The sequence below is a fragment of the Streptococcus massiliensis DSM 18628 genome, assembly GCF_000380065.1.
Classification (GTDB): Bacteria; Bacillota; Bacilli; order Lactobacillales; family Streptococcaceae; genus Streptococcus; species Streptococcus massiliensis.
The window spans coordinates 1-26,018 of the sequence record NZ_KB904369.1 but is presented as its reverse complement, the minus strand read 5'-3'; the positions used below and the strand labels follow the sequence as shown (position 1 = coordinate 26,018).

General features: G+C 35.2%; 25 protein-coding genes and 1 tRNA gene. 15 read left to right on the top strand and 11 right to left on the bottom strand.

Annotated features, from left to right (window positions below):
- Window positions 1–45: 45 nt before the first annotated feature.
- The 6 genes from ychF to htrA form a co-directional block, all read right to left on the bottom strand.
- The gene (gene ychF / locus A3I3_RS0102055; protein ID WP_018371077.1) at window positions 46–1,161 is read right to left on the bottom strand and encodes a redox-regulated ATPase YchF; all 1,116 of its coding nucleotides are present in this window, start codon (window positions 1,159–1,161) and stop codon (window positions 46–48) included.
- Window positions 1,162–1,227: 66 nt separating this feature from the next.
- The gene (locus A3I3_RS0102050; RefSeq protein WP_019231906.1) at window positions 1,228–1,422 is read right to left on the bottom strand and encodes a DUF951 domain-containing protein; all 195 of its coding nucleotides are present in this window, start codon (window positions 1,420–1,422) and stop codon (window positions 1,228–1,230) included.
- Between the two features lies 1 nt (window position 1,423).
- On the bottom strand, window positions 1,424–2,560 hold the full coding sequence (gene dnaN, locus A3I3_RS0102045; RefSeq protein WP_018371075.1) for a DNA polymerase III subunit beta: 1,137 nt from the start codon (window positions 2,558–2,560) through the stop codon (window positions 1,424–1,426).
- A 139-nt stretch (window positions 2,561–2,699) separates the two neighbouring features.
- Window positions 2,700–4,070, bottom strand: a complete 1,371-nt coding sequence (dnaA, locus tag A3I3_RS0102040; protein WP_018371074.1) for a chromosomal replication initiator protein DnaA — start codon at window positions 4,068–4,070, stop codon at window positions 2,700–2,702.
- A 202-nt stretch (window positions 4,071–4,272) separates the two neighbouring features.
- Window positions 4,273–5,031, bottom strand: coding sequence for a ParB/RepB/Spo0J family partition protein (locus A3I3_RS0102035; RefSeq protein ID WP_018371073.1), 759 nt, complete (start codon window positions 5,029–5,031; stop codon window positions 4,273–4,275).
- A 55-nt stretch (window positions 5,032–5,086) separates the two neighbouring features.
- Window positions 5,087–6,277, bottom strand: coding sequence for a serine protease HtrA (gene htrA / locus A3I3_RS0102030; RefSeq protein WP_018371072.1), 1,191 nt, complete (start codon window positions 6,275–6,277; stop codon window positions 5,087–5,089).
- Between the two features lie 152 nt (window positions 6,278–6,429).
- Here htrA and rlmH point away from each other — a divergent pair, with 152 nt between their 5' ends.
- The 5 genes from rlmH to comE all read left to right on the top strand — a co-directional run bounded on the left by rlmH (window position 6,430) and on the right by comE (window position 9,445).
- Entirely contained in the window at window positions 6,430–6,909 is a 480-nt protein-coding gene (gene rlmH / locus A3I3_RS0102025) for a 23S rRNA (pseudouridine(1915)-N(3))-methyltransferase RlmH (RefSeq protein WP_018371071.1), read from the top strand.
- Window positions 6,910–6,955: 46 nt separating this feature from the next.
- Window positions 6,956–7,029, top strand: a tRNA-Arg gene (locus A3I3_RS0102020).
- Between the two features lie 181 nt (window positions 7,030–7,210).
- A complete protein-coding gene (locus A3I3_RS11230) occupies window positions 7,211–7,336 on the top strand; it encodes a ComC/BlpC family leader-containing pheromone/bacteriocin (protein ID WP_081617454.1) in 126 nt (41 codons plus the stop codon).
- Between the two features lie 7 nt (window positions 7,337–7,343).
- Window positions 7,344–8,657 carry a sensor histidine kinase gene (locus A3I3_RS0102015; RefSeq protein ID WP_019231904.1) on the top strand — a complete coding sequence of 438 codons (1,314 nt, stop codon included), beginning with the start codon at window positions 7,344–7,346 and terminating at the stop codon, window positions 8,655–8,657.
- Between the two features lie 17 nt (window positions 8,658–8,674).
- A complete protein-coding gene (comE, locus tag A3I3_RS0102010; protein WP_018371069.1) occupies window positions 8,675–9,445 on the top strand; it encodes a competence system response regulator transcription factor ComE in 771 nt (256 codons plus the stop codon).
- Between the two features lie 114 nt (window positions 9,446–9,559).
- On the opposite strand, the gene A3I3_RS0102005 is transcribed toward comE, so the two are convergent.
- Together A3I3_RS0102005 and A3I3_RS0102000 are read right to left on the bottom strand one after the other, a co-directional pair.
- Window positions 9,560–12,124, bottom strand: coding sequence for a YfhO family protein (locus tag A3I3_RS0102005; RefSeq protein ID WP_018371068.1), 2,565 nt, complete (start codon window positions 12,122–12,124; stop codon window positions 9,560–9,562).
- A 37-nt stretch (window positions 12,125–12,161) separates the two neighbouring features.
- Window positions 12,162–13,784: an ATP-binding cassette domain-containing protein gene (locus tag A3I3_RS0102000; protein ID WP_018371067.1), complete on the bottom strand. Its 1,623-nt coding sequence runs from the start codon at window positions 13,782–13,784 to the stop codon at window positions 12,162–12,164.
- A gap of 204 nt (window positions 13,785–13,988) precedes the next feature.
- Here A3I3_RS0102000 and trpS point away from each other — a divergent pair, with 204 nt between their 5' ends.
- Both trpS and guaB read left to right on the top strand, forming a co-directional pair.
- Window positions 13,989–15,014: a tryptophan--tRNA ligase gene (gene trpS, locus A3I3_RS0101995; protein ID WP_018371066.1), complete on the top strand. Its 1,026-nt coding sequence runs from the start codon at window positions 13,989–13,991 to the stop codon at window positions 15,012–15,014.
- A gap of 112 nt (window positions 15,015–15,126) precedes the next feature.
- The gene (gene guaB, locus A3I3_RS0101990; protein WP_018371065.1) at window positions 15,127–16,608 is read left to right on the top strand and encodes an IMP dehydrogenase; all 1,482 of its coding nucleotides are present in this window, start codon (window positions 15,127–15,129) and stop codon (window positions 16,606–16,608) included.
- Window positions 16,609–16,846: 238 nt separating this feature from the next.
- Here the strand turns inward: guaB and recF are convergent, their stop codons facing one another.
- Both recF and yaaA read right to left on the bottom strand, forming a co-directional pair.
- Window positions 16,847–17,938, bottom strand: a complete 1,092-nt coding sequence (gene recF / locus A3I3_RS0101985) for a DNA replication/repair protein RecF (RefSeq protein ID WP_018371064.1) — start codon at window positions 17,936–17,938, stop codon at window positions 16,847–16,849.
- Between the two features lie 2 nt (window positions 17,939–17,940).
- Window positions 17,941–18,300, bottom strand: coding sequence for a S4 domain-containing protein YaaA (gene yaaA / locus A3I3_RS0101980; RefSeq protein WP_018371063.1), 360 nt, complete (start codon window positions 18,298–18,300; stop codon window positions 17,941–17,943).
- Window positions 18,301–18,436: 136 nt separating this feature from the next.
- On the opposite strand from yaaA, the gene yfmF reads away from it, so the two are divergent.
- From yfmF to A3I3_RS0101940, 8 genes are all read left to right on the top strand, one after another.
- Window positions 18,437–19,687, top strand: coding sequence for an EF-P 5-aminopentanol modification-associated protein YfmF (yfmF, locus tag A3I3_RS0101975; protein ID WP_018371062.1), 1,251 nt, complete (start codon window positions 18,437–18,439; stop codon window positions 19,685–19,687).
- Window positions 19,684–20,976, top strand: a complete 1,293-nt coding sequence (gene yfmH, locus A3I3_RS0101970; protein WP_018371061.1) for an EF-P 5-aminopentanol modification-associated protein YfmH — start codon at window positions 19,684–19,686, stop codon at window positions 20,974–20,976. The genes yfmF and yfmH overlap by 4 nt, the downstream gene beginning before the upstream one ends.
- 64 nt (window positions 20,977–21,040) lie before the next feature.
- A complete protein-coding gene (locus A3I3_RS0101965) occupies window positions 21,041–21,856 on the top strand; it encodes a helix-turn-helix domain-containing protein (protein WP_018371060.1) in 816 nt (271 codons plus the stop codon).
- Window positions 21,857–21,871: 15 nt separating this feature from the next.
- On the top strand, window positions 21,872–22,411 hold the full coding sequence (gene pgsA, locus A3I3_RS0101960) for a CDP-diacylglycerol--glycerol-3-phosphate 3-phosphatidyltransferase (protein WP_018371059.1): 540 nt from the start codon (window positions 21,872–21,874) through the stop codon (window positions 22,409–22,411).
- Between the two features lie 2 nt (window positions 22,412–22,413).
- On the top strand, window positions 22,414–23,238 hold the full coding sequence (locus A3I3_RS0101955; RefSeq protein ID WP_018371058.1) for an energy-coupling factor ABC transporter ATP-binding protein: 825 nt from the start codon (window positions 22,414–22,416) through the stop codon (window positions 23,236–23,238).
- Window positions 23,214–24,053, top strand: coding sequence for an energy-coupling factor transporter ATPase (locus A3I3_RS0101950; RefSeq protein WP_018371057.1), 840 nt, complete (start codon window positions 23,214–23,216; stop codon window positions 24,051–24,053). Before A3I3_RS0101955 ends, A3I3_RS0101950 begins: the two co-directional genes overlap by 25 nt.
- A complete protein-coding gene (locus A3I3_RS0101945; protein ID WP_018371056.1) occupies window positions 24,046–24,840 on the top strand; it encodes an energy-coupling factor transporter transmembrane component T family protein in 795 nt (264 codons plus the stop codon). The genes A3I3_RS0101950 and A3I3_RS0101945 overlap by 8 nt, the downstream gene beginning before the upstream one ends.
- A 239-nt stretch (window positions 24,841–25,079) precedes the next feature.
- Window positions 25,080–25,718, top strand: a complete 639-nt coding sequence (locus A3I3_RS0101940) for a LysM peptidoglycan-binding domain-containing protein (RefSeq protein WP_018371055.1) — start codon at window positions 25,080–25,082, stop codon at window positions 25,716–25,718.
- Window positions 25,719–25,777: 59 nt separating this feature from the next.
- Here A3I3_RS0101940 and A3I3_RS0101935 read toward each other — a convergent pair.
- Window positions 25,778–26,018: IS3 family transposase (locus A3I3_RS0101935; protein WP_018371054.1), on the bottom strand; the 241-nt coding region annotated here is incomplete at its 5' end.

The window sequence follows — 26,018 nt, the reverse complement described above, 5'->3', positions numbered from 1 at the left end:
GGTTGGAAAAACTTTTCCAACCTTGTTGACTGTCTCTTTTTAAGATTAAACATTAAATCTAAATTCCATAATATCGCCGTCTTGAACGATATATTCTTTTCCTTCTTCGCGTAGGCGCCCAGCTTCTTTAACCGCTTTTTCACTACCATAGTGAACCAAATCATCATAAGACATGGTCACTGCACGAATAAAACCTTTTTCAAAATCAGAATGGATAATTCCTGCCGCCTGAGGAGCTTTCATGCCTCGCTTAAAGGTCCAAGCACGCACTTCTTTTTCACCTGCTGTAAAGTAGGTTCCAAGCCCAAGTAAGTGATAAGCTGCCCGTGTTAGTTTATCCACACCTGACTCATCTAAGCCCATAGCTTGCAGAAATTCTATCTTGTCTTCATCATCTAATTCTGAAATTTCTTCTTCGGCACGCGCTGAGATAACAACAACTTCTGCTTTTTCTGTCGCTGCAAAATCTTGAATTTGTTTGACATAGTCAATATTTTCTGGCTCTGCGACCTCATCTTCACTGACATTTGCCACATAGAGCACAGGCTTTGTAGTCAAGAGAAAAAGTCCTCTGACAATCTTTTGCTCCTCTTCTGTGAACTCAATCGTTCGAGCGGACAAACCGTCTTCAAGTACTAGTTTAATCTTCTGTAAAACGTTAAATTCTGCTACCGAATCCTTATCTTTTTGAGTCCGCGCCATTTTTTCCACACGCGCATAGCGCTTGTTGATACTTTCAAGGTCAGCCAAGATCAATTCCAAGTTGATCGTTTCAATATCCGCCATTGGATCCACAAAATCCGACTCGCGTCCTTGCTCTCGCATAACATTTTCATCATCAAAAGCACGGACAACATGCACGATAGCATCGACTTCACGAATATTGGCTAAAAATTTATTTCCCAGCCCTTCTCCTTTTGATGCTCCCTTGACAATTCCTGCAATATCTGTAAACTCAAATGTGGTAGGAACTTTTTTTTGTGGCTTGATGAGCTCGGTTAATGTATCCAGACGGCTGTCTGGAACTTCTACACGTCCGACATTGGGGTCAATCGTTGCAAAGGGATAATTCGCTGCCTCTGCCCCTGCTTTGGTAATTGCATTAAATAAAGTTGATTTGCCGACATTGGGTAAACCGACAATCCCTGCTGTTAAAGCCATATTTTCATCCTCTTTTTTCTCAATTTCAACTTCTCAATTATACCATAATGAACAAGAAAAAGTTCTTTATTTAAGAACCTTTTTCATTTTTCTTTCAAAATCATAGCGACTCATCATAACAACATGGTCGCAGTTGGTACAGCGAATTTTTATATCAGCCCCCATGCGCACAATTTCCCAACAGTTGGCTTTCTTGCCTGTAGATTTAATCGTGCAGGCATGAGGTTTTTTCATTTCGACAAGATTTCCTAAATCATACATGTTAGTTCGTTCTCACTGGTGTAATGAGCTGGATAAAATTTTCCTCATCTTCGCTAGGAACAAGAGTAAATGGCCGAACAGCTGAGATAAAGCTAATTGTTACTTTTTCGCTGTCAATGGCTTTTAGAGCCTCAATCAAATAAGTCGGATTAAAACTAATGGTTAAGTCATTGCCACTGATAGTCTCGGTATCAATTTCTTCATTGACTCGCCCAACTTCTGGTGAATTGACATGGGCGCTAACGATCCCTTTAGCAATTTCTAATTTTACAGTTCCATTTTGAGTAGCATTTGACAAAAGACGAGCCCGCTCCATGGAGTGACGAAGATTATCTGTATCAAAAGTTACAACACTGCTAAAGTCTCTTGGAATGAGGCGATCAGTATCCGGATAATTCCCTTCTAGGAGACGTGTGTAGAAGCTAATATTTTCGCTCTTAAAGAGAAGTTGATTATTAGCAAAGAAGATGTCAACACTTTCAATATCGTCCGTAAAAACAGCCGTAAATTCGCGGAGAGAGCGGCTAGGGATAACAACGTCAAAGTTATCGCCATTTTGTTCCAAACTCAATTTTTTCTGACTCATACGATGGGAATCGGTTGCTACTGCTTTTAGTTGTTGGTTATCTGTTAGAACAAAATGAACCCCTGTTAAAATTGGACGACTTTCTTGAGTGCTAGCTGCAAAAGCAGTTTGATTGATGACTTCTTTTAACAAACTAGTAGGTAGTGTTAAAGGAGTAGTTGGTGCCACTTCTTGGATTCGCGGATATTGATCTATATCTTTTCCTTTTAGAGTAATTTCTGATTTTCCACTAACAAGCACCACTTGTTTTTGTTCAATTTCTTTAAAATCCAATGTTACATCTGGTAGACTAGATACAACATTAATAAAAAATGTCGCTTCAAGAAGAATACCACCAATTTCGTTGACTAATAATCCTGCATTTTCGTCTTTAACAGAAATAAAATTTTCAATGGAAATTTGCCCATTTGAGCCAATTAATGTCATTCCTTCTTGAGAAACTTCAATTTTTACTGTTGATAAGATAGGAATTGCATTTTTATGGCTAATAGCACGTTTAGTAATGGTTAAAGCATGTAAGAAAAAGTTTTTATTAATAGAAAAATTTAACATAAAGGCTCCTTTTTATTATTTATAGTCTTAAGATTTTAGTAGTAATAGTAGGTCTTGTGTATTCTGTGGAAAAATATTCTATTCCTTGTTACACAAAGTTTTAGTCAATGTGACTAACTTGTGGAAAACTTAATGAAAGTTAGTTAATCTTCTTTTTGATATTTTCAATTTCAAGACGCAGTGTATCATCTACCTCAATTGCTTCTTTTATTTTACTGTAAGCATGGATAACAGTGGTATGATCTTTTCCACCAAATTCTTTGCCGATTTTTGGAAGAGAATTATCTGTCAATTCACGTGCTAGATACATAGCCACCTGACGAGCTAAAACAATATTTTGAACTCTTCGACTGCCTTTCATTTCTTTCACACTGACACCGTAAAAATTTCCTACTTCTGTCTGAATTTTTTCGATTGGAATGATGACAGGGTGTGCAACATCTTGCTTGCGTGCGCGAATAGCTTCTGCGGCAGAGTCGATGGTTATCGTTTTAAGATTTTTGATGGAAGCTAAAAGTTTGATATCATTTAATGCTCCTTCCAACTCCCGAACGTTAGAAACAAATTGTCCTGCTAAATATTCCAATGTTTCTCTTGGAAAAGTATAATTCAAGTGTTCAATTTTACTTTTCAAGATAGCAATACGTGTCTCAAAATCATAAGGGGTAATATCAGTTGTTAATCCCCAACTAAAACGAGATTTTAGTCGCTCATCAAGGTTATCTAAATGTGCAGGACTACGGTCGCTCGTTAAAATAATTTGCTTTTCATTATCATAAAGCTCGTTGAAAATATTAAAAAGTTCTTTTTCAGTCTCAGTCTTTCTTGTTCCAAAAGATAAAAATTGAATATCATCAATCAAAAGTAAGTCTAAATTTCGATAAATTTCACGGAAATTTTCCATTTCTCCTAAACGTATATGCTTAGTAAATTCATTTAAAAAATTTTCAGTTGAGATATATTTGACTCTTGATGTTGGAAAGTTAACTAACATTTCATTTCCAACCGCATTTAGGAGGTGCGTCTTTCCTAAACCAGGACCGCCGTAAATGAACAAAGGGTTATAATAGCCCCCAGGATTAGAAGCAACCGCTAGTGCCGCTCCTGTGGCCATCCGATTTCCTGCTCCTTGAATAAAGTTATCAAATACGTAACGAGCCTGTAGACCAGTATCCGTAGAGTGAGTTCTATTAAAAGGAGCCACTGGTTCAGATGTTTCCGTGTGGTTAAGGGGAGCATTCTGCCTATTTGTTTTAGAAGCTGGTAGTTCGAACACATATTCAATGTCCAATTTGTCAGAATAAATTTCAAATCCTGCTGTAATGATTAAGCCCTCAATATTACTTTCCCAATAAAGAGCCTTATATTCTGCATCAAGGAAAATAGTGACTTTTTTTTGCCTAATCTCTAATAGTTTAGCTTCTAATACAAAGTGTTCAAAAGCAGCTGCATTTAATTTTTCACGTGCTAAATCAACGAATCGATTCCAAAATAGGTCTTCTTGTTTCATTTTTCCTCCTCTCAACTTTTAAGCTAATTATCATTTTACCATAAATGACAAAAGTTTTCCACAACTTGTGAAAGATAATTCACATTGTAAACAAGAGTTTTCCACAATTTGTGGAAAAGAAGAGATTACTTTTAGTTTATGAGGTTCCTTTGAAATGATCTAGTGGATAAATCTGTGTTTTGTAAAAATAAAAATAACAGTCTTATTTTAGACTGTTAATAATTCGTTGATATTCTTCCTCGTTTGAAAAATGAATTTGAATCTTCCCACTTTGCTTATTAATCATTTTGATGGAGACTCTGGTTCCAAGATATTTTTCAAGTTTTTTTTCTTCTTCTTGTAAAAATAGATTATTTTTTGTAGTTGATTTTTTTGATTTTGCCTGTAGTAACTTTTCTAATTTTCTAACAGAAATTTCTTCTGCAAGAATCCGCTTTAGCCAAGCTTCCTGTTCTTGTTCTGAGTATTTTGAGAGAAGACGTGCGTGGCCAGATGAAAGACTACCGTTTTTAAGTGCCTCAATTAAACCTGAAGAAAGTTGTAACAACCGTACACTGTTGCTAATATAAGGACGTGATTTTCCCATAATTTGTGCTATTTCTTCATGCTTCATACCACGATTGATTAAATCTTGATAAGATTGAGCCTCCTCAATAGGATTGAGGTCTTCACGTTGTAGATTTTCAATAATGGCTTGGTAGCGCATTTGGCTATCAGACAAACTTTTAATGATAGCAGGTATCTCAGATAAACCTGCAAGTTTACAGGCGCGTAAACGTCTTTCTCCTGCAATTAATTCATAGCCCACAACTGATGATTTTCGAACAATGATGGGTTGAATCAAACCATTTTCTTTGATTGAGGCAGCAAGTTCTGTCAATTTTTCATTAGAAAAATTTGTCCGAGGTTGATAAGGATTGGGATAAATACTCTGAATAGGTAAATGATATAATTTTTCCATACTCTATATAAAATAACACACCTTTACATTCTTGTAAAGGTGTGTTAAGGATAAATTATTGTTTTTTACTTAATTCCTGTGTTGATTTAGTCAATTTAACAGTTACAGTCGTTTCTTTTCCGTTACGGATAACAGTTATTTTTGCCTCATCATCCAGTTTATGCTTGTAAAGGGCAGATTGCAAATCACTTGTCGAAAGAATTTCCTTACCGTCAACTTTTGTAATGACGTCATATTTTTCTAATTGACCTTCAGCTGGCATTCCGGATTTGACAGAACGAACGACTACCCCACCCTTGATATCTTCAGGAAGTTTAAGACGACTTAAATCAATACTAGATAGGTTAGAAAGGCTCGTCATTTGAATACCTAACGCCGGACGAGTTACAGAACCATTTTTTTCCAACTGACTAGCAATATTTTCTACATCGTTTGAAGGAATTGCAAATCCCATACCCTCTACAGAAACAGTAGATTGACTCTTAGTAATCTTACTTGAAGTGATACCAATAACTTGACCTTCAATATTGACAAGTGGTCCACCTGAGTTACCTGGATTAATAGCAGCATCTGTTTGTAAAGCAGTTGTTGACACAGCTTGACCATCTTCGGTTGTTAAAGACACATTACGACTCAAACTAGAAATGATTCCTTGTGTGACAGAATTTGCGTAATCTGTTCCTAAAGGACTACCAATTGCAATAGCAGTTTCTCCAATGTTGACTTTAGAAGAATCACCAAACTCAGCAACGTCAGTAACTTTTTCAGAGCTTATTTTGATAACAGAAATGTCAGAGTAAACATCTGAACCAACGACTTCACCGGGAACTTTAGTTCCGTCTGAAAGCTGGACATCAATACTTTTCATACCTGAAATAACATGGGTATTAGTTACCAAATAAGCATTTTTACCTTCTTTCTTATAGATAACCCCTGAACCTTCACTACCAATGGTAGAATTTTCATCACCGTTGGTATTATTGTTGCCGTTTTCAAAAAGCTCACTATCAGATTGCTCTTTGTAACCAATAACAGAAACAACAGCGTTTTTTATTTTATTCACAGCTTTTGTTGTTGCGTTATTATTGTTGTAGGAAGTTTTTACTGTTTTTGTTGTGGTACTGGTAGGTTGAATAGATGATTTAGCTAAATTTGATGTAATAAGTGTGCCACCTATCCCACCGAAAAAACCAACAACTAAGACAATCAATAATTGAGAATATTTTTTGAAAAGATTTGTTTTCATATTTTCCTCCTGTTTTCTTACAATGTACAAAAATTAACTTAATTATATCTTAAATTTTAAAAGTTTTCCACAATTTGTGGAAAAGATTAAATTATTGTTTAAAAACAGTAAAATTGCCTGTGAATAATTTGTGAATATGGTACAATAAATTTATGAAAATAAAAATTGTAACTGTAGGAAAATTAAAAGAAAAATATTTAAAAGAGGGAGTTGCAGAGTATGTGAAGCGCCTGGGACGTTTTGCTAAAGTAGAGTTAATAGAATTAACAGATGAAAAGACGCCTGATCAAGCAAGTTTTGCGGAAAATCAACAGATTTTAGAAAGGGAAGGTAAAAAAATCCTACCAAAAATCAGTGATAGGGATTATGTGGTGGTTCTTGCTATTGAGGGAGAACAATTTTCTTCGGAAGATTTTAGTAAAAAAATAGAGACAATGACCTTACAAGGCTTCTCAGATTTTACTTTTGTCATTGGAGGAAGTCTTGGTCTAGACCCAGCTGTTAAAAAACGAGCAAATTTACTAATGAGTTTTGGAAAGTTAACCCTTCCCCATCAACTGATGCGTTTGGTGTTAATAGAACAGATTTATAGAGTGTTTATGATCCAGCAAGGAAGCCCCTATCATAAGTAAATCTTGACGTGTTTCCTTCTTTCTGTTAGAATGGTTAAGTACAGTTGGTCTCATAGCTCAGCTGGATAGAGCATTCGCCTTCTAAGCGAACGGTCGCAGGTTCGAATCCTGCTGGGATCATTATCTTTTAAGATGTCTAAGCAGGCATCTTTTTTATAACTTCTAAAAATGACATTTCCGGCACAATTTTAAACATGTTCAGAAGAACTATAAAAATTAAATATATTTTGTTTATACTTATTTTTGTAAAGTAAATTTACAAAAATAAAAAATGAGGGGACTTATATCATGAAAAAAGACAATCACAGTAGCGGATTTTAAAGAAGCTAAAAAGTTTACTACTTTGACAAATAAAGATTTGGATAAGGTGATTGGTGGGGATGGTCGTGTTGGCTACTCTGGAAGTAAATTATTTGGTAGAAAGTAGGAATTATATGTCAATACAACAAGTGTTTTTATTAATTTCTATTTTTATTGATAGTTTATTATTAGTAAAAGTTTATGAGGTTTCAAATAAAGCGAAAGCGGATTTTCGCTTTATTTGTCTTTGTATCATTAGTTTAATTTTGCCACCTTTTAGTTATTTAATACATCCGAGTATTGAAATTATAATTTATGTAGTAGAACCTATTTTTATTTATATTTATTTAAAAAAATATAAAAAGTGGAAAAATTATTTAGCCTTATTTATGTCTTTCTTTTTATACAATGCAGTAAATACTACACGAACTTTTTTAGATGTATTTTTTTCATCTTTAACAGGAGATGAGTTTTTTTATAGATATATAGGGTACATAGGGATTATTTTATCTACCATTTCTATATATACTATTTTATTTTTTATAAAATATTTTAAATTCGATTTTACATATTTTAAAGAAAAAAATTTTCAGTCTCTTATCGAAAACTTAGGACAATTACTACTTGGAAATTATATTGTCTTGCGTTTTTCTGATTTTTTATCCCAAATTCCTCATTTTAACAGTTCCGCTAGTATGATTGCTACAGTTTCTTTTCTTGGATTTCTTGCAATTTTATTTTACCTTAGAGCTTTTCGAGAACGTTATGAAAAAGAAGTAGAGATCAAACAAAAAATTAAAGAACAAAAACTTTTTCAAAAGTATACAAATGAAATTGTTTCTTTATATAATGAAATTCGTGGTTTTAGGCATGATTATGCAGGAATGTTAGTCAGCTTGAATACTAGTATCCAAACTGGAAATATGGAGAATGTAAAAAATGTCTATAAGAATGTATTGAGAGAAGCAAATATTTCTCTTCGATCGGATAAATATACTTATTTTGATTTGAATAATGTTGAAGATGCAGCTTTTCGTAGTCTTTTAACTGAGGCTTTATTACGAGCAAAAGAAGAAAATTTAGATTTAACTTTTGAAATTAAGGAAAAAATTGAACGTGTAAACTTACCTTTACTTGAATTAGTTCGATTGACAAGTATATTATTAGATAATGCCATTGAGGCTGCATGTGACACATACTATAAAAAGTTAAATATTTCACTTGTGAAATTGGACCAATCAGTTGTTTTTATTATTCAAAATTCGTACAAACAAAAGAAGATTGATGTCCATCAAATCTTTGAACCCGGTTTTTCAACTAAAGGAAATAGTCGTGGAATGGGGTTGAATAATGTAAAAGAAATTATAAAAAAATATGAAAATTTAATGATTGATACCGAAGTAACAGACGAATTTTTTACCCAAGTTGTTACATTTCATAAATTTTAAAAGGAGTAGTAATTAAAATGAAAGTATTAGTATTAGAAGATATTTTAGAGCACCAAGTGCGTATTGAAAAGGCTATTTCGGAGATTGCAGAAGAAATGCAAATTCCGATTCAAGTTACAAGTACAGGAAAGGTTAAGGAGTTTGAGGAATATATTGAATGTGGAGAAATTAATCAATTATATTTTCTTGATATAGATATTAAAGGCGAGGGTAAAAAAGGATTGGAAATTGCACAATTTATCCGTCATCACAATCCCTATGCTATTATTGTATTTGTTACTTCTAAATCAGAATTTGCGACAATTACCTTTAAATATAAAGTTTCAGCGTTAGATTTTATTGATAAAGATATTAATGATAAACTTTTTAAAGCAAGAATTAAAGATTGTATTAGTTATACTAAAGATACTTTAATTGAAAACACAGATATTGTAGATTATTTTGAATACAGTTATCGTGGTTCAGAAATTCGAATTCCTTATCATGATATTTTATATATTGAAACGACTGGTGCTTCCCACCGATTACAAATTGTTGGTAAAAACATGATGAAAGAATTTTATGGGACGATTACAGATGTTCAGGAGAAAGATAAAGAAACACAGCGTTTTTATTCCCCGCATAAGTCTTATTTAGTTAATATTGATAATATTCAAGAGTATGATCGTAAAAATAAAGAAGTTGTTTTTTACGGTGGTAGGCGCTCTCCAGTATCTCGTCTTAGAGCTAAGCAATTAAAAGTCATTTTAGCTAACCGTGAGGAGATGAAAGCTGCTAGAATACGCTGAGCTAAAAAAGTTGAATATGATATTTATAAAAGGATTTGGTAAAACCGGATCCTTTTAATTAGCAAATAATTATCTTTGTGATGTAGTTTTGCTAGAAAATAAAAAAGCACAGTTTTATCTGCGCTTTCTAAAATAATCATATAAAATAAATAAAGTAATTCCACCAATAAAACAGATAAATCCTATTTTAAAACCTTGTGGAGTAAAAGTAAGAGTGATCTTCCCTTCACCTTGTTTAACATTCACTTTCATAAATCCTTTTTGAGCGCGTGTGATAGTGATAGGTTTACCATTCTGTGTTGCATTCCAGCCTTTATCATAAGGAAGTGTAAAGAAGAGTGAAGTGTCATTTTGAGCTTGATAATGAGCGGTTATTTTTGATTTTTTAACTGTCACGGTGACGGGTTGTTCATTTAATTTTTTAAAGGCCGTCTTATAATTTGTTAGATTTAGGCGGTAAAATTCGGGTTCATCATAGGAAACCTGAGTATTTTCTGGGAAAGAAATTCTAAGAGTCACATCTTGTTCTTCTGCAAAGTTCCCAATATTAAAAAAAGGAAAAACATTGTTTGTTTCATAATTCATAATTTGTCCATTGACAGTAATGTTAACCTTTTTATTATCTTGGTTAGAAAAAGTTAGATTTGGTAAGGTAACATAAAGTTGACTATGTGCTGGGACATGGATTGTGTAACTAGCACTGGCGGAGTCTAAATCAAGATTGTTATCTTTTTTAACGGTAGAACGATTCCCAATTTGTTTGACATTATTCTGGCTAGTAGGATTGATCCGGTCAAAATATTTAAGTTTAAGATCTGTTAATTGATTTATAAACGCTTGCTGATTATCCAGTGTTAAAGAATTAAACTTGACATCTTGATAAGGCTTCATTGTTAGAAAAGCTAATTGTTCTGCATATTGATTTTTGTAGAGGAATAGATTATTTTTCTGTTTTTCAGTTGAAAAACCAAATTTTTGAGGATTTTGACTTGTGAGATTATAACGTACAGCAAACAGACTATCCATGAGAAGAGTATTATTTTGATAACGAAGATTGAGATTGGTTCCGTCAGATTTGAAACCTAATTTATCAAGAGTTGAGCTGGTGCTGGTGTTGCGAACGGAGGAGAATTGAGAAATGCCATTGTAGTTGTACTTCATGCTGTCGTTTCCTGTTTGCGTTTCTAATTCTTCCATTCTGTAAAAGTCGTTGGATTGTTTTTTTGCATAGTTTACAAGGTTGTCAATCTCTGTTGAATTTTTAGCATAAGATGAACGACTGGCAAATACCCATTCTTTAGCAATTCCATTAATTTGATAGAAGGTATTGAGTGATAACTCAAACGCTACAAAGAATAAAGTTGACACTAAAAATAATTTTTTAGGAATATAACTTTTGACAAAAATGGAAAAAATGAGGAAATAAGCAAGGAAAAATTCCAGTGTCAAGATGAAGTTTACAGGTGTCAGAAAATCATAATGTTTTCTGTAAACAAAGGTTAGGCTAAAGCCTAAACCAACAAAGCCAAAAACTGAAAGTAAATTTCTCCATTGAATATCTTGAAGGCGTTGTAAACTTTCGGCAGCAAGAAAAATAATGACAATAGAAAATAACCAAGAGTATCGATGTAGAAACATATTTGGGGCATGCATGCCTTGCCAAAAGAGATCAAGCGACTGTAAGTAGAAACTTGCAATTAAAAATCCGAGTAAGAGGAGATAAGAAAGTTTCACGTGAAACTTTACAGATTTTAAAGTGAAAAAAGTTAGAGCTAAAATGAATGGGAGAATTCCAACCGAAATCATTGGAATAGAACCATATTTTGTTGTATCAAAACTGCCAATGAAATTTTTAGCAAAGACATCAAGATACCAACTTGCTTCTGTGAAAACTCTAGTAACGCTGGTTAATTTTTCTCCATGAGTTCTTAAATCAAGAAAGGTTGGTAAAATCATGACCAGGCTACTGAGGCCAGCTAGGATTGACACAACTGTAAAGTCTAGTAAACTTTTAATCCTTTCTTTAAAATTCCATGATACTTGGGTGATGTACCAAAAGATTAGGAAAATGGCTACCATATATCCAAAATAATAATTTTGAATAAATAAGATTGTCAGGCTTACAAAGTATAAAATTCGTCCTTCCTTTAATATTAGTTTGTGCAAACCATACAAAACTAAAGGAGCTAAAATAAAGACATCCAGCCAAGTTTTGATTTCGATTTGACTAGTCGCAAAACTCATGAGAGCATAGGAGCTAGAAAGGGTTAAAATGAGTAGAGTAGGAATTTTTTTGAACATTCCTTTGATGCTGATGAAGCAAGACAAGCCCATTAGACCGAATTTTATCAAGGTAAAGAGATAAACGGCATCTGGCATATTTTGTAAATTAAAGAAATAAACAAAAGGTGAGAGAAAGCTCCCTAAGTAATAGCTGGACAAGGCATAGAAATTGAGCCCTAAACCGCTTGTGAAAGTGTAAAAAAGGCTGTCGCTTCCATGCAAAATATTCCTCAAAGTTATGTCAAAAATAACGTACTGGTGAAAGCCGTCACCCAACAGAGGTGAAGTTTCGCTATTCCAGTAAATTCCTTTGCTTAGATAAACCGAAAACATAATCAAAAAAGGAAGGGAAAAGGCCGCTAGATAGGGCCAGTAATGTTTAAAAAATTTCTTCATAGTTCCTTATAGTGAAAAAGCGAATAGATATTCGCTTTTAATCTTTCCAAAGTTCTTGAACTTTTGCTTGGACTTCTTTATTTTCCAAAAATTCGTCATAGGTTTCATCAATGCGGTCAATGATACCATTTTTTGAAAGGACAATAATATGATTAGCAAGGGTTTGAATAAATTCGTGGTCATGACTTGCAAAAATAATCGATTCTTTGAAGTTTTTCAAACCGTCATTAAGGCTGGAAATTGACTCCAAATCTAAATGGTTAGTCGGGTCGTCAAGCACTAAAACATTTGACTTTAGTAACATCAGCTTGGATAGCATGACACGAACTTTTTCACCACCTGACAAGACGTTGACAGACTTGTTTACTTCATCACCAGAAAAGAGCATTCTCCCTAGGAAACCACGCAAGAATGTATTGTCGTCCTCTTCTTTACTTGCAAATTGTCGTAACCAGTCAAGGATGCTTTCTCCACCAGCAAAATCGCGAGAATTATCTTTTGGCAAATAAGAACGACTGGTTGTAACGCCCCACTTGACAGTTCCTTCATAGTCAATATCTCCCATCAAGGCACGAATCAAGGCAGTTGTCTGGATATCATTTTGTCCAATCAAAGCTGTCTTATCGCCAGGACGCAGGATAAAGCTGATATTGTCAAGAATAGTCTCGCCGTCAATCTTGACAGAAAGATTTTCTACTGTCAAGAGATCGTTTCCCATTTCGCGTTCTGCTTTAAAGTTGATAAATGGGTACTTTCGGCTAGACGGAATGATTTCTTCAAGGACAATCTTGTCAAGCATTTTTTTACGTGAAGTTGCCTGTTTTGATTTGCTGGCATTGGCAGAAAAGCGAGCCACAAAATCTTGTAATTCTTTGATTTTTTCTTCTGCTTTGGCATTTCGATCTGCTTGCAATTTGGCAGCCAATTCGCTAGATTCTTTCCAGAAGTCATAGTTGCCGACATATAGTTTGATTTTTCCAAAATCAAGGTCGGCCATGTGTGTACATACTTTATTAAGGAAGTGGCGGTCATGGGATACGACAATGACTGTATTTTCAAAATCAATCAAGAAATCTTCTAACCAAGTGATAGACTGAATATCTAAACCATTGGTTGGCTCGTCCAAAAGAAGGACATCGGGCTTCCCAAACAGGGCTTTGGCAAGCAGCACTTTCACTTTGTCGCCGTTTGCTAGCTCACTCATATTTTGGTAGTGAAGTTCTTCTGGAATGTTGAGATTTTGCAATAGTTGAGCAGCTTCGCTCTCGGCTTCCCAACCTCCTAATTCTGCAAAAGTTCCCTCTAACTCGGCTGCACGCACACCGTCTTCATCAGAAAAATCAGGCTTCATATAAATAGCATCTTTTTCCTTCATGATGCTGTAAAGTTGTTCATTTCCCATGATAACAACATCGATAGCTCGCTCTTCTTCATAATCGAAGTGGTTTTGTCGCAAAACAGAGAGCCGTTCATTTGGACCAAGAGCGACATTTCCCGTGCTTGGCTCAATATCTCCTGCTAAGATTTTTAGAAAAGTTGATTTTCCGGCACCGTTGGCACCAATAAGACCGTAGGTATTTCCAGCTGTAAACTTAATATTTACCTCATCAAACAACTTGCGGTCACTAAAACGTAATGAAACATCTGATACAGTAAGCAAAATAATATTCTCCTCTTTTATAACTAGCTTCATTTTACTAGAAAATTCGACTTTTTTCAAATTCTAAAAAGGATTTCCCTATTTTGACGAAAGTTTGTCATGCTTTTAGTAAAAAGTAAACAAACTGAATTATTTTTGTTCGCTTCCTTTCTCATTTGCCTTGAAAATGATATAATGATGTCAATAGAAAATGAGGAGAGTGAAATGACTAAACCGATTATTTTGACTGGGGATCGCCCGACAGGAAAGTTGCATATTGGGCATTATGTGGGAAGTTTATGCAATCGCGTCTTATTGCAAAATGAAGGAAAACACGAATTATTCGTCTTTTTGGCTGACCAGCAAGCTCTTACGGATCATGCCAAAGACCCACAAACGATTGTAGAATCAATTGGAAATGTAACTTTAGATTATTTGGCAGCAGGATTAGACCCTGAAAAGGTTACAATCTTCATTCAAAGTCAAATTCCTGAGTTGTCAGAGCTGTCAATGTATTACATGAATTTGGTGTCATTAGGGCGTTTAGAGCGTAATCCTACTGTAAAGGCAGAGATTAGTCAGAAAGGATTTGGCGAAAGTATTCCGACAGGATTTTTGGTTTATCCTATTTCTCAGGCAGCGGATATTACAGCTTTCAAGGCAAATTATGTACCTGTTGGAAATGACCAAAAACCAATGATTGAGCAAACTCGTGAGATTGTTCGGAGTTTTAATCATACCTATAGCACAGATGTTTTAGTAGAGCCAGAGGGCATTTATCCTGAAAATGAAGCAGCTGGGCGCCTACCAGGGCTTGACGGGAATGCCAAGATGTCTAAGTCTTTGAATAACGGAATTTATTTGGCTGATGATGCAGATACGCTGAGAAAAAAAGTGATGAGCATGTACACAGACCCCAACCATATTCGTGTTGAAGACCCTGGACAGATTGAAGGGAATATGGTTTTCCACTATCTGGATGTTTTTGGTCGTCCAGAAGAAGCAGCAGAAATTGCTGAGATGAAAGAACACTATCAACGTGGAGGTCTAGGAGATGTCAAAACCAAGCGGTATCTCCTTGAAATTTTAGAGCGTGAGTTAGGCCCTATTCGGGAACGACGTTTAGAATTTGCCAAAGATATGGGCGAAGTTTATCGTATTTTACAAGAAGGCAGCGAGAGAGCTCGAGAGGTAGCTAGCCAGACTTTATCAGAAGTCAAATCAGCAATGGGAATCAATTATTTTAAATAATGCCTGTTATTTGTTGACAAATGGTTTGAGAATGGTATGATATTATAAAATTAAGTTAGTTTAGCTTGAGAAATCAGGCTTCTAGTTTTAAATAGAAAAGAGGAACTTGTGGATGTCAAACTGGGATACTAAATTTTTGAAAAAAGGCTTTACATTTGACGATGTGTTACTGATTCCAGCAGAAAGCCATGTTTTGCCAAATGATATTAATTTGCGCACACAATTAGCGCCAAATTTAACTTTAAATATTCCCATTTTATCAGCAGCGATGGATACTGTGACGGATAGCAAAATGGCGATTGCCATGGCGCGTGCCGGTGGACTTGGTGTCATTCACAAGAATATGTCTATTGAGGAACAAGCAGACGAGGTTCGCAAGGTAAAACGGTCTGAAAATGGTGTGATTATTGACCCGTTCTTTTTGACTCCTGAGCATACTATTGCGGAGGCCGACGAGTTAATGGGGCGTTATCGTATCAGCGGTGTCCCAGTTGTGGAAACAATGGAAAATCGTAAATTGGTAGGGATTATTACCAACCGTGACCTGCGTTTTATTACCAACTTTGATCAACCAATCAGCTCTCATATGACTAGTGAAAACTTAGTCACGGCTCCAGTTGGGACAGATTTAGAAACGGCTGAGCGTATTTTGCAAGAACATCGGATTGAAAAGTTACCTTTGGTTGATGCTAATGGTCGCTTGTCAGGTTTGATTACGATTAAAGATATTGAAAAAGTAATTGAATTTCCAAATGCGGCTAAAGACCAATTTGGCCGTCTCCTAGTTGCGGGAGCTGTTGGTGTGACCTCCGATACTTTTGATAGAGCGCAGGCTTTGTTTGAAGCAGGAGCAGATGCGATTGTCATTGATACGGCTCACGGTCATTCAGCAGGAGTTTTGCGTAAGATTAAAGAAATTCGTGATAAGTTTCCTGATAAGACTTTGATTGCAGGAAATGTAGCGACAGCAGAAGGGACCCGGGCGCTTTATGATGCTGGTGTAGATGTGGTGAAAGTGGGGATTGGTCCAGGTTCAATCTGTACAACCCGCGTTATTGCAGGGGTTGGTGTACCACAAATTACGGCTATTTATGACGCAGCAGGTGTGGCGCGTGAGTATGGAAAGACAATCATTGCTGACGGTGGTATTCAGTATTCAGGTGACATTGTCAAGGCTTTGGCGGCAGGCGGCCATGCTGTTATGCTAGGGTCTATGTTTGCTGGGACAGATGAAGCTCCAGGTGAAACTGAGATTTTCCAGGGTCGTAAGTTCAAGACTTATCGTGGAATGGGAAGCGTTGCAGCTATGAAACAAGGTTCAAAAGACCGCTATTTCCAATCTTCTGTCAATGAAGCCAACAAGCTGGTTCCTGAAGGAATTGAAGGTCGTGTGGCTTATAAAGGTGCTGTTGCAGATATTATCTTCCAAATGATTGGTGGCTTGCGTTCAGGTATGGGTTATGTTGGCGCAGGAGACTTATCATCTTTGCATGAAAATGCTCAGTTTATTGAAATGAGTGGTGCAGGTCTGAAAGAAAGTCATCCGCATGATGTACAAATCACCAACGAGGCACCAAATTATTCTGTACAATAAAGAAAAAAGAGGTTTGTAAACCTCTTTTTTTTGTGGAATGCTTTACATTCGTTTGACATAGAGATCAGTTAGAATTGTAAATATAAAACTTGACATTGTTTTACAACGAAACGGCTTAATAGAAGGAACAATTAACAGCTTTTGTCAATAAATTGACTAGAATATTGACAAGTTTTTGACAGAAGTTGACAGTTGTAAAGTTTACAAAAAAACAAAATAGACTGACAAGATTGTCAGTCTATTCTTCATGAACTGTGCCTTGCTCAATGTTAAAAATCTTAATGTCTTCTGGTAGGTTTTTAAGGTGTTCAAGACTGGTTGTTGTGATGAAGGTTTGGATGTTCTGTGAAATAGTTTCGAGTAACTTTACTTGACGGTTGTTGTCAAGCTCGCTCATGACATCGTCAAGAAGAAGGATAGGGTACTCCTTAGTCACAGATTTCATTAATTCAATTTCTGCTAATTTTACAGAAAGTATGATGCTACGATGTTGTCCTTGGCTTCCGAAATTGACATCCATTCCATTTATAGAAAATGAAATATCATCTCTATGAGGACCAACTCCAGTATTCTTCTTAAAAAGATCACGGCTACGAGTTTTTTGTAAAGCTATTTGAAAGTTTTTGTCAATATCATTTACATCTGTAAAGGATATTGAACTTAGATATTTTATATTCAATTTTTCCGTTTGACCAGAAATATCGAAATGTTTTCTTTGACTAAAATCTTCTAACTTTTTCAAAAATTCTATTCGATGAAGAATAACGCGACCACCAAAATCGGTAAGTTGATCGTCTAAAACATCAAGAAAGTTTTCATCAATTTTTTCAGTATTTTTAAGATAAGCATTACGCTGTTTTAAAACGTGATGATAATTTGCTAAATCTGATAAATAAATAGGTCTGATTTGCCCCAGCTCCATATCTATAAATTTTCGCCGAAGTGCAGGAGCCCCTTTTATTAACTGTAAATCTTCTGGTGCAAAAAGGATAACATTCATCTTTCCAATATAATTAGAAAGTTTTGCTTGTTTTAACTGATTAACTTTCGTAGTTCGTCCCTTACTATTAAGGATTATTTCAAGTGGAATAGTAGATGTGGAACGTTGTAAATCTCCCTTTACATCAAGTTGACTATCTGTAAAGGTAATTAATTCTTTGTCAGAGCGAGTTCGGTGACTCCGTGTCAAGGCTAGAAAATAAATAGCTTCAAGAATATTAGTTTTACCCTGTGCATTTTTCCCAAGAAAAATATTGAAATGGGGATTAAAATTAACACTCAAATTTTCATAATTTCGAAAAGATTTAAGAGAAATATTTTTTAACCACATAATTAAATACCTGGGAAACGAACTGGTGTTTTTTGCGAAGTATTTTTTTTATGGGTTTGCTTGACAGATTTATTTAATTGCTTGACAAGTTTAGCAACATGTTTCTTTTCTTTTTGCTCTTCTTTGTAGATACTAACTTCTTCGTTGTTTGGTGCTGTCAAGATAATGTCAACTCCCAGCTCAGGAATTGATATATGTTCACCTAAACGAAGTTTTTTGCCCCTTCTATTTTCTAGTTGATCATTAACAAATACCTTTTTTTCAACTAAAAAATTTTTAATAGCGCCACCACTTTGGATAATGCCAAGTTCTTTTAAAAGTGATTGCAGAGTAATATAGTCATTAAATAATTTATAGTCCATGAACTTTACCAGCTTTACAGATTTTTATTCATTATACCATATTTTTGGAAAATTTATTGATGGCATAGCTTAAGTTCCACGAAATAGGTTTTTAGTGGTATAATGATGACTAATAGAAAAAAAGTATGAGGCAAATATGGAGTTTGTAAAAGGTGTTAACCTACATTTTATTCCAACAAGTAAATATAAGACAAATCGGATTAAAATTCGTTTTTCTGCACCGATGTCCAAAGACACTATTTCAGGTCGTGTTTTGGTGGCCAGCATGTTAGAGACAGCAAATCGAGTTTATCCTACTTCACAATCTTTTCGTGAGCATTTAGCTAATCTTTATGGAGCAGATTTTACAACTAATGTTTTTCGGAGGGGGCTAGTACATTGTGTTGATATTGATCTATCCTTTGTGCGAGATATTTTTCTTAGTCGTAAATATTCTCTAGTAGATGAGCTGCTGGATTTTCTTCATGCTGCTCTATTTTATCCGTTGGTAGAAGGAGAAGGATTTGAACAAGCTACTTTTGATATTGAAAAGAAAAATTTACTGCTAGATTTAGAGGCAGAAAATGAGAATCCTTACTATTATGCTCACCAAGAACTGAATAAACTGTTTTATGAACAGCAGGAAATGAAGTTGCCACGCTTGTCAGAAATTGACCTAGTTGCCCAAGAAACATCTATAAGCAGCTTTGCTATTTTTCAAAAAATGATGCTAGAAGATCAGATTGATATCTTTTTTATGGGTGATTTTAAAAAAGAGGAACTACTTACAAAAATGCAAAAATTCTCTTTTCAGGAACGTACCGTCAATTTATATTTACAATATCGTCAACCATTCTCAAATGTTTTAAAAGAGGGGTTTGATACAAAAGAAATCAACCAATCAATTTTAGAATTGGGCTATCATTTTCCAGTTCAATATGGAGAGGAGGCTCATATGCCACTTATGATTTTAAATGGTTTATTGGGTGGTTTTGCACATTCCAAATTGTTTGCAAATGTACGAGAAAAAGAGTGTTTGGCTTACACAATTACTAGCCAAATGGATATTTTTTCAGGCTTTTTACGTATCTATGCTGGGATTAATCGGAATCAGCGAACTAAAGCTCTTACTTTAATTAATCGTCAAATAATTGATATAAAACGTGGGAAATTTTCAGATGAAGATTTGGAGCAAACTAAATCTATGTTAAAGAATGCTCTTTTTCTATCGTACGACCGACAAATAACACTTTTAGAAGATGCTTATATGGCTGAAAACTTTGGTAAAAAATTTTTGACTTTGAAATCTCGTTTAAATTCTATAGATTCTGTTAATAAAATGAATATCATGGAAGTAGCAAAAGATATCAAATTACAGGCTATCTATTTTTTGGAGGGAAAAGGATGAACGTTAAATTAAGAAAACAAGAATTCCCTTCGGTAGGAGAAGTAGTTTATCAGGCAGTTTTGACCAATGGAATGAAATTAGTTGTAATTCCTAAGCATGAATATCAAGAAGTTTATGGAATTATAACAACTAGATTTGGTTCGGTTGACACTATGTTTACAGATTATCAGGGTGAAGTTTACAATTACCCAGCAGGAATAGCTCACTTTTTGGAACATAAACTTTTTGAGGATTCGCAAGGAAAAGATATTTTACAAAAGTTTTCAATAATGGGGGCAGAGAGCAATGCTTTCACTGGTTATACACGAACAAGTTATCTCTTTTCGACAACCAATCAAAATCAAGTGAAGAGTTGTTTGGATTTACTGCTAGAAATAGTTGAAAATTTGTCCGTAACAGAGGAATCTATAGCACGGGAATCTGAAATTACCGGGCAAGAAATTGATATGTATAAAGATCAGCCTGATGATCGCCTTTTTTATCAAACGCTAGCTAATCTTTATCCACATACTCCTCTAGCTCAAGATATTGCGGGAAGTCGCGATTCGATTAAATTGATTGGGATAGAGGAGTTGAAAGAAAACTTTAATCATTTCTACCAGCCAGCTAATATGGTATTAGTCTTAGTAGGCAAAATTGATCCAGAAGAAATTTTTAAGTATTTAAATAAAAAAGAGCATTTTAAAGTTGATAAAGGTGTAAATTTAGTTCACCATAAGAAAATAGCTCTATATCCAGTAGTGAGAACAGATAGCATGCGTATGGAAATTGCAAATCCTAAATTGGCCATTGGTTTAAGAGGGAAGGATTTAGTTGAAGCCAATGAAATGCTACGTTATAAAACGATACTAAAGATTTTATTCACGATGATGTTTGGTTGGACTTCTCAGCGTTTTCAAAGACTGTATGAATCAGGTAAAATTGATCATTCATTGACACTAGAAGTTGAGGTGGAAGAGGCTTTTCATTTTGTTATACTCACCATGGATGTTGAAGAACCTGTTAGTTTGTCCCATGCTTTGCGCTCGGCTATTCGTAACTTTGCCAGCGATCCAGATGTAACAGAGGAGCATTTAGACATTGTTAAAAGTGAGATGTTTGGAGATTTTTTACACAGTCTTAATTCATTAGATTTTATCGCAACTGAATATAATCCCTATCTCGAAAGAGAAAATTTATTTGATATTCCTCTAATTTTACAAAACATTCGATTGAAAGATGTTCTGGAAGTTGGACAGTCTTTTATTGATAACTGTGATATGATTGATTTCACAATTTTTCCAAAATAATTTTCCCTATAGTTCTCAAAATCTGGTACAATAAAAGTTAGCAAAAAACAAAGGACAGGTATACATGAGGAAAAAATCTATCGGAGAAGTTATTCAGTTGGCTCGTTTACGTAAAAATATTTCACTTGAACAAATGAGCCAACAGACAGGCATCGCCTTGAAGTTTTTAAAAAATGTGGAAGAAAATAATTTTGATGCTTTACCGGGACCGTTTTATGTTAAGAAAACTTTAACGAGCTATGCAGAATTGGTAGATTTAGATAAACAGATACTTTGGGAAGCCTACGAAACAGGAAATATGCTAACCTATGATGAAATCGAAATCGATTCAGAAGAGGTGTTTCCGAAACGTCAAGAAAGAAAAAATCATTCATATCTACCGTTTTATTATCTGGTGAGTATAGCATTGCTGATTATTGCCGGTATGATATATTATACTTGGAACTTCCTGCAAGTTAATAAAAATAATAGCACAACTACTTCGTATAAGGTGGCAACTACAAATACAGTAGTGAGTGAATCAAAAACAAATCAAAGTACAGTTTCTTCTACTTCAGATACTAGTTCTAAACTTTCTATTTCTCAGGAAGGCGGAGGGAATAACTTGACAGTATCTGTAAAGGGTGCAGATAGTCCTGTTTTACTCACATTGACAGTTGAAAATACAACTAGTTGGATCAGTGTATCTGATACGGAACTGGCAGGCGGCATAACTTTATCAGCAGATAATCCATCCCAAAGTGTTAATCTTGCCCCAAACACGACTAGTAAAATCCAGATTGGCGTTGTCAAAGGAATTAACATAAAAATTAATGGACAGATAGTTGATTTGTCAAACCTGACAAGCAATCCAGCCGTTGTTACTATAAAAATAAACTAGGAAAGAGAATTACAAATGAAAAAAGAAAATATACCTAATGCTCTGACTCTATTGCGGATAGCTATGATCCCACTCTTTATCTTCATTTTATCAATATCTAAATCAGCAACAGGGCATCTGTTAGCGGCAATTGTTTTTGCGGTTGCTAGCCTTACAGATTACCTAGATGGCTATTTAGCTCGTAAGTGGCAAGTAGTGACTAATTTTGGTAAATTTGCAGATCCAATGGCTGACAAACTGCTGGTCATGTCAGCTTTTATCATGTTAGTAGGTCTGGGTTTTTCTCCTGCTTGGATAGTTGCAATTATCATTTGTCGTGAACTAGCTGTGACAGGCTTGCGTTTGTTGTTGGTTGAAACAGGTGGTACAGTTCTAGCTGCTGCTATGCCCGGTAAAATTAAGACCTTTAGCCAAATGTTAGCAATATTATTCTTGTTACTTCATTGGACATTATTAGGACAAGTTATGTTGTATATTGCTTTATTTTTCACCATTTATTCTGGCTATGATTATTTTAAAGGCAGTGCTTTTCTCTTTAAAGATACTTTTAAGTAAATATGGAAAATATTATCGAAGTTGAACATCTATCTTACAAATATCATTCAAATTATGCACTAAAAGATGTGACGTTTCACGTGAAACAAGGTGAGTGGTTATCAATTATTGGGCATAATGGCAGTGGGAAATCAACAACTGTTCGCTTGTTAGACGGGCTTTTAGAGGCAGAGACTGGCAGCATTCGAGTTGCGGGAAAAATTTTAACTCCTGAAACAGTCTGGGAAATTCGACAACATATTGGTATGGTTTTTCAAAATCCAGACAATCAATTTGTTGGTGCTACTGTTGAGGATGATGTGGCTTTTGGTTTAGAAAATCAGGGAATATCACACGAAGAAATGATTGAGCGTGTCAATTATGCTTTACAGGTAGTTGGCATGGAAGATTTTAAAAAAAGAGAGCCGGCTAGATTATCAGGTGGTCAAAAACAACGTGTGGCAATTGCGGGTGTTGTGGCTTTGCGGCCAGATATTATTATTCTTGACGAGGCGACAAGCATGTTGGATCCTGAAGGAAGAGTAGAGTTAATTGAAACGGTCAAGAAGATTAAAAAAGATTACAAAATGACAGTGCTTTCTATTACTCATGATCTTGAAGAAGTTGCCCTTAGCGATCGTGTATTGGTGATGAAAGAGGGAAATATTGAATCCAGCAGTAGCCCAAAAGAGCTTTTTTCGCGCAATGACTTGGAAGAGATGGGCTTAGACCAACTCTTTACTAATCAGGTGGTAGAAGCACTATCTGATATGGTGAAGCCGCCTTCTCATTATCTAACAGAAAATGAATTAGAGGAATATTTATGGGAATCACTCTTGAAAAAGTAAGTTTTGCCTATCAAGTAGGTACCCCTTTTGAAGGGCCAGCACTCTTTGATGTTGATTTACAAATTGTTGACAATAGCTTTACAGCTATTATTGGACACACAGGCAGTGGAAAATCAACCCTTTTACAACTTTTAAATGGTTTAAACGTTCCTTCAAAAGGTCAAGTAAAGATTGGCGATCAAGTTATTACACCAACATCTGAAAATAAAGATATTAAGCAAGTTCGAAAAAAGGTTGGTCTAGTTTTTCAATTTCCAGAAAGTCAGGTATTTGAAGAAACCGTTTTGAAGGATGTGGCCTTTGGACCACAAAATTTTGGTGTTTCAAGGCAAGATGCAGAGGAAATAGCTAAGAGGAAATTAGCTCTTGTTGGAATTTCGGAGGATTTATATGATCGTAGTCCTTTTGAGTTATCAGGTGGGCAGATGCGTCGAGTAGCCATCGCTGGGATTTTAGCAATGGAGCCAGAAATTTTGGTGTTAGATGAACCAACAGCTGGTTTGGATCCCGCCGGCCGCAAGGAATTGATGACTTTGTTTAAGAATTTACATCAGGAAGGCCTGACTATTGTTCTCGTAACTCATTTAATGGATGATGTGGCTGATTTTGCAGATTTTGTTTATGTTTTAAAAGATGGACGAGTTGTTAAATCAGGTTATCCAAAAGAAGTTTTTCAAGATGTGGCTTTTTTGGAGTCTGTTCAGCTAGGGGTACCTAGAATTACCAAATTTGCACAAAAATTAGTAGAGAGAGGACTGGTCTTGCCTTATTTACCAGTGACTATTTTAGAATTTAGGGAGTTGCTTAATGGATAAAATGATTTTAGGACGTTATATTCCGGGTGATTCTGTCATCCATCGGTTGGATCCACGTGCTAAATTACTCTCTATGTTTCTTTTTATACTAATTATTTTCTGGGCCAATAATGTCATTACAAATGCGCTTTTATTTGTCTTTATATTCATATTAATTCGTTTTTCAAAAATTTCTTTAAGGTTTTTTCTGCAAGGATTAAAACCTATGCTTTTTCTGATTGCTTTTACAACCCTTTTTCAGCTTCTTTTCACTTCAGGTGGAGTAATCTTTTGGCAGTTTGGTTTTTTGAAAATAACTCAAATTGGGTTGCAGCAAGCAGGAATTATTTTTGCACGTTTTGTATTGATTATTTTTGCATCAACCTTACTGACCTTAACCACAATGCCATTGAGTTTGGCTGATGCTGTTGAAGTTCTCTTGAAACCATTAGCTGTGTTCAAATTTCCCGTTCACGAGGTTGGATTAATGCTTTCGATGAGTTTGCGATTTGTACCTACCCTAATGGATGATGCATTGCGAATTATGAATGCTCAGAGGGCGCGTGGTGTAGATTTTGGTCAAGGGAGTGTTGTCCAAAAAGTTAAATCCATTATTCCTATTTTGATTCCACTTTTTGTATCTAGCTTTAAACGAGCAGATGCTTTAGCTATTGCTATGGAAGCAAGAGGATATCAAGGAGGAGAAAACCGAACTCGCTATCGTCAACTTAAATGGCAGTTAAGTGATAGTCTGTCATTTGTTGTTATTATTTTGGTGGGTGTTTTACTTTTTATATTGAAGACTTAGCCAGATTAACACTGGCTTTTTTGGTGAGTAAAAGTCTATATTTTACTTTGTTGCTTAAAAATTTTAAAATCATTTGAAAAGCAAAAGAAAGTAGAGGAAAAGGCTTGAAATCAGCGTTTTCAACGTTTAATCTCAATATTTTTGTAATATTTGTAACAAATTCACAAGCTTTTGGTAATAAATAGTGTGTATGATATTAGTATCATCGAAAGGAGAATGTATATTTGATGACACAAAGAATGATAAAATTAGTTTTGACGAGTTTTGCAGGAGTTGCAACAGTATTGTTATCTGGAGCTACTGTAAACGCAGAGACATATATTGTCAAGACAGGAGATACTTTATCTAGTATTGCAAAAGAAAATAATACAACTGTTGAAAAATTAGTAGAATTAAACCAGTTAACAGATGCTGATAAAATATTCGTTGATCAGAGATTAGAGTTAGATGAAGAAGTAAGTTTAGCTAATAAGCAATTACCAAGATTGAGAAATGGAAATGGTGAAGGAGAACAAACTTCAGCTCCTGCAGACAATTCAGTCTATCAAGTACCAACAGAGGAAACTTATTCAGCTACGCCAGTAGCTACTAATTATTCAGCAGGTTCAGGTGTGGCACTTTCAAATGGTAATACAGCTGGCGCAACTGGTTCTTACGCAGCGGCTCGTATGGCTGAATTGACAGGTGTTCCTGCTTCAACATGGGAAAACATCATTGCACGTGAATCAAACGGACAAGTAAATGCTTATAACCCTTCAGGTGCTAGCGGTCTTTTCCAAACAATGCCAGGTTGGGGTTCAACAGCTACTGTTGATGACCAAATCGCTGCAGCGCAACGTGCTTACAATGCACAAGGGCTTTCAGCTTGGGGCTACTAATCATAACAATAAAAACGACCTTGTCAAGCCCCAACTAAAATAGACAGTAAAAAAGTGTATTAGTTATGAAGATATGCTTCCCGATATTGCACGGGGGTCATGCCTTTTAATTTTTCTTGCGGTCTATCCATATTATACCAGTCTATATAGTCTTTGATTTGGCGAATGAGCTGTTTCTGACTCTCTGGAGGAAATAAAGTCAAAGACTCACTTTTGAGGTGAGAGAAAAAATTTTCACAAGGAGCATTGTCATAACAATTCCCTTTCCTAGAATGTGAGATTGTCACACCATAGGAGTCT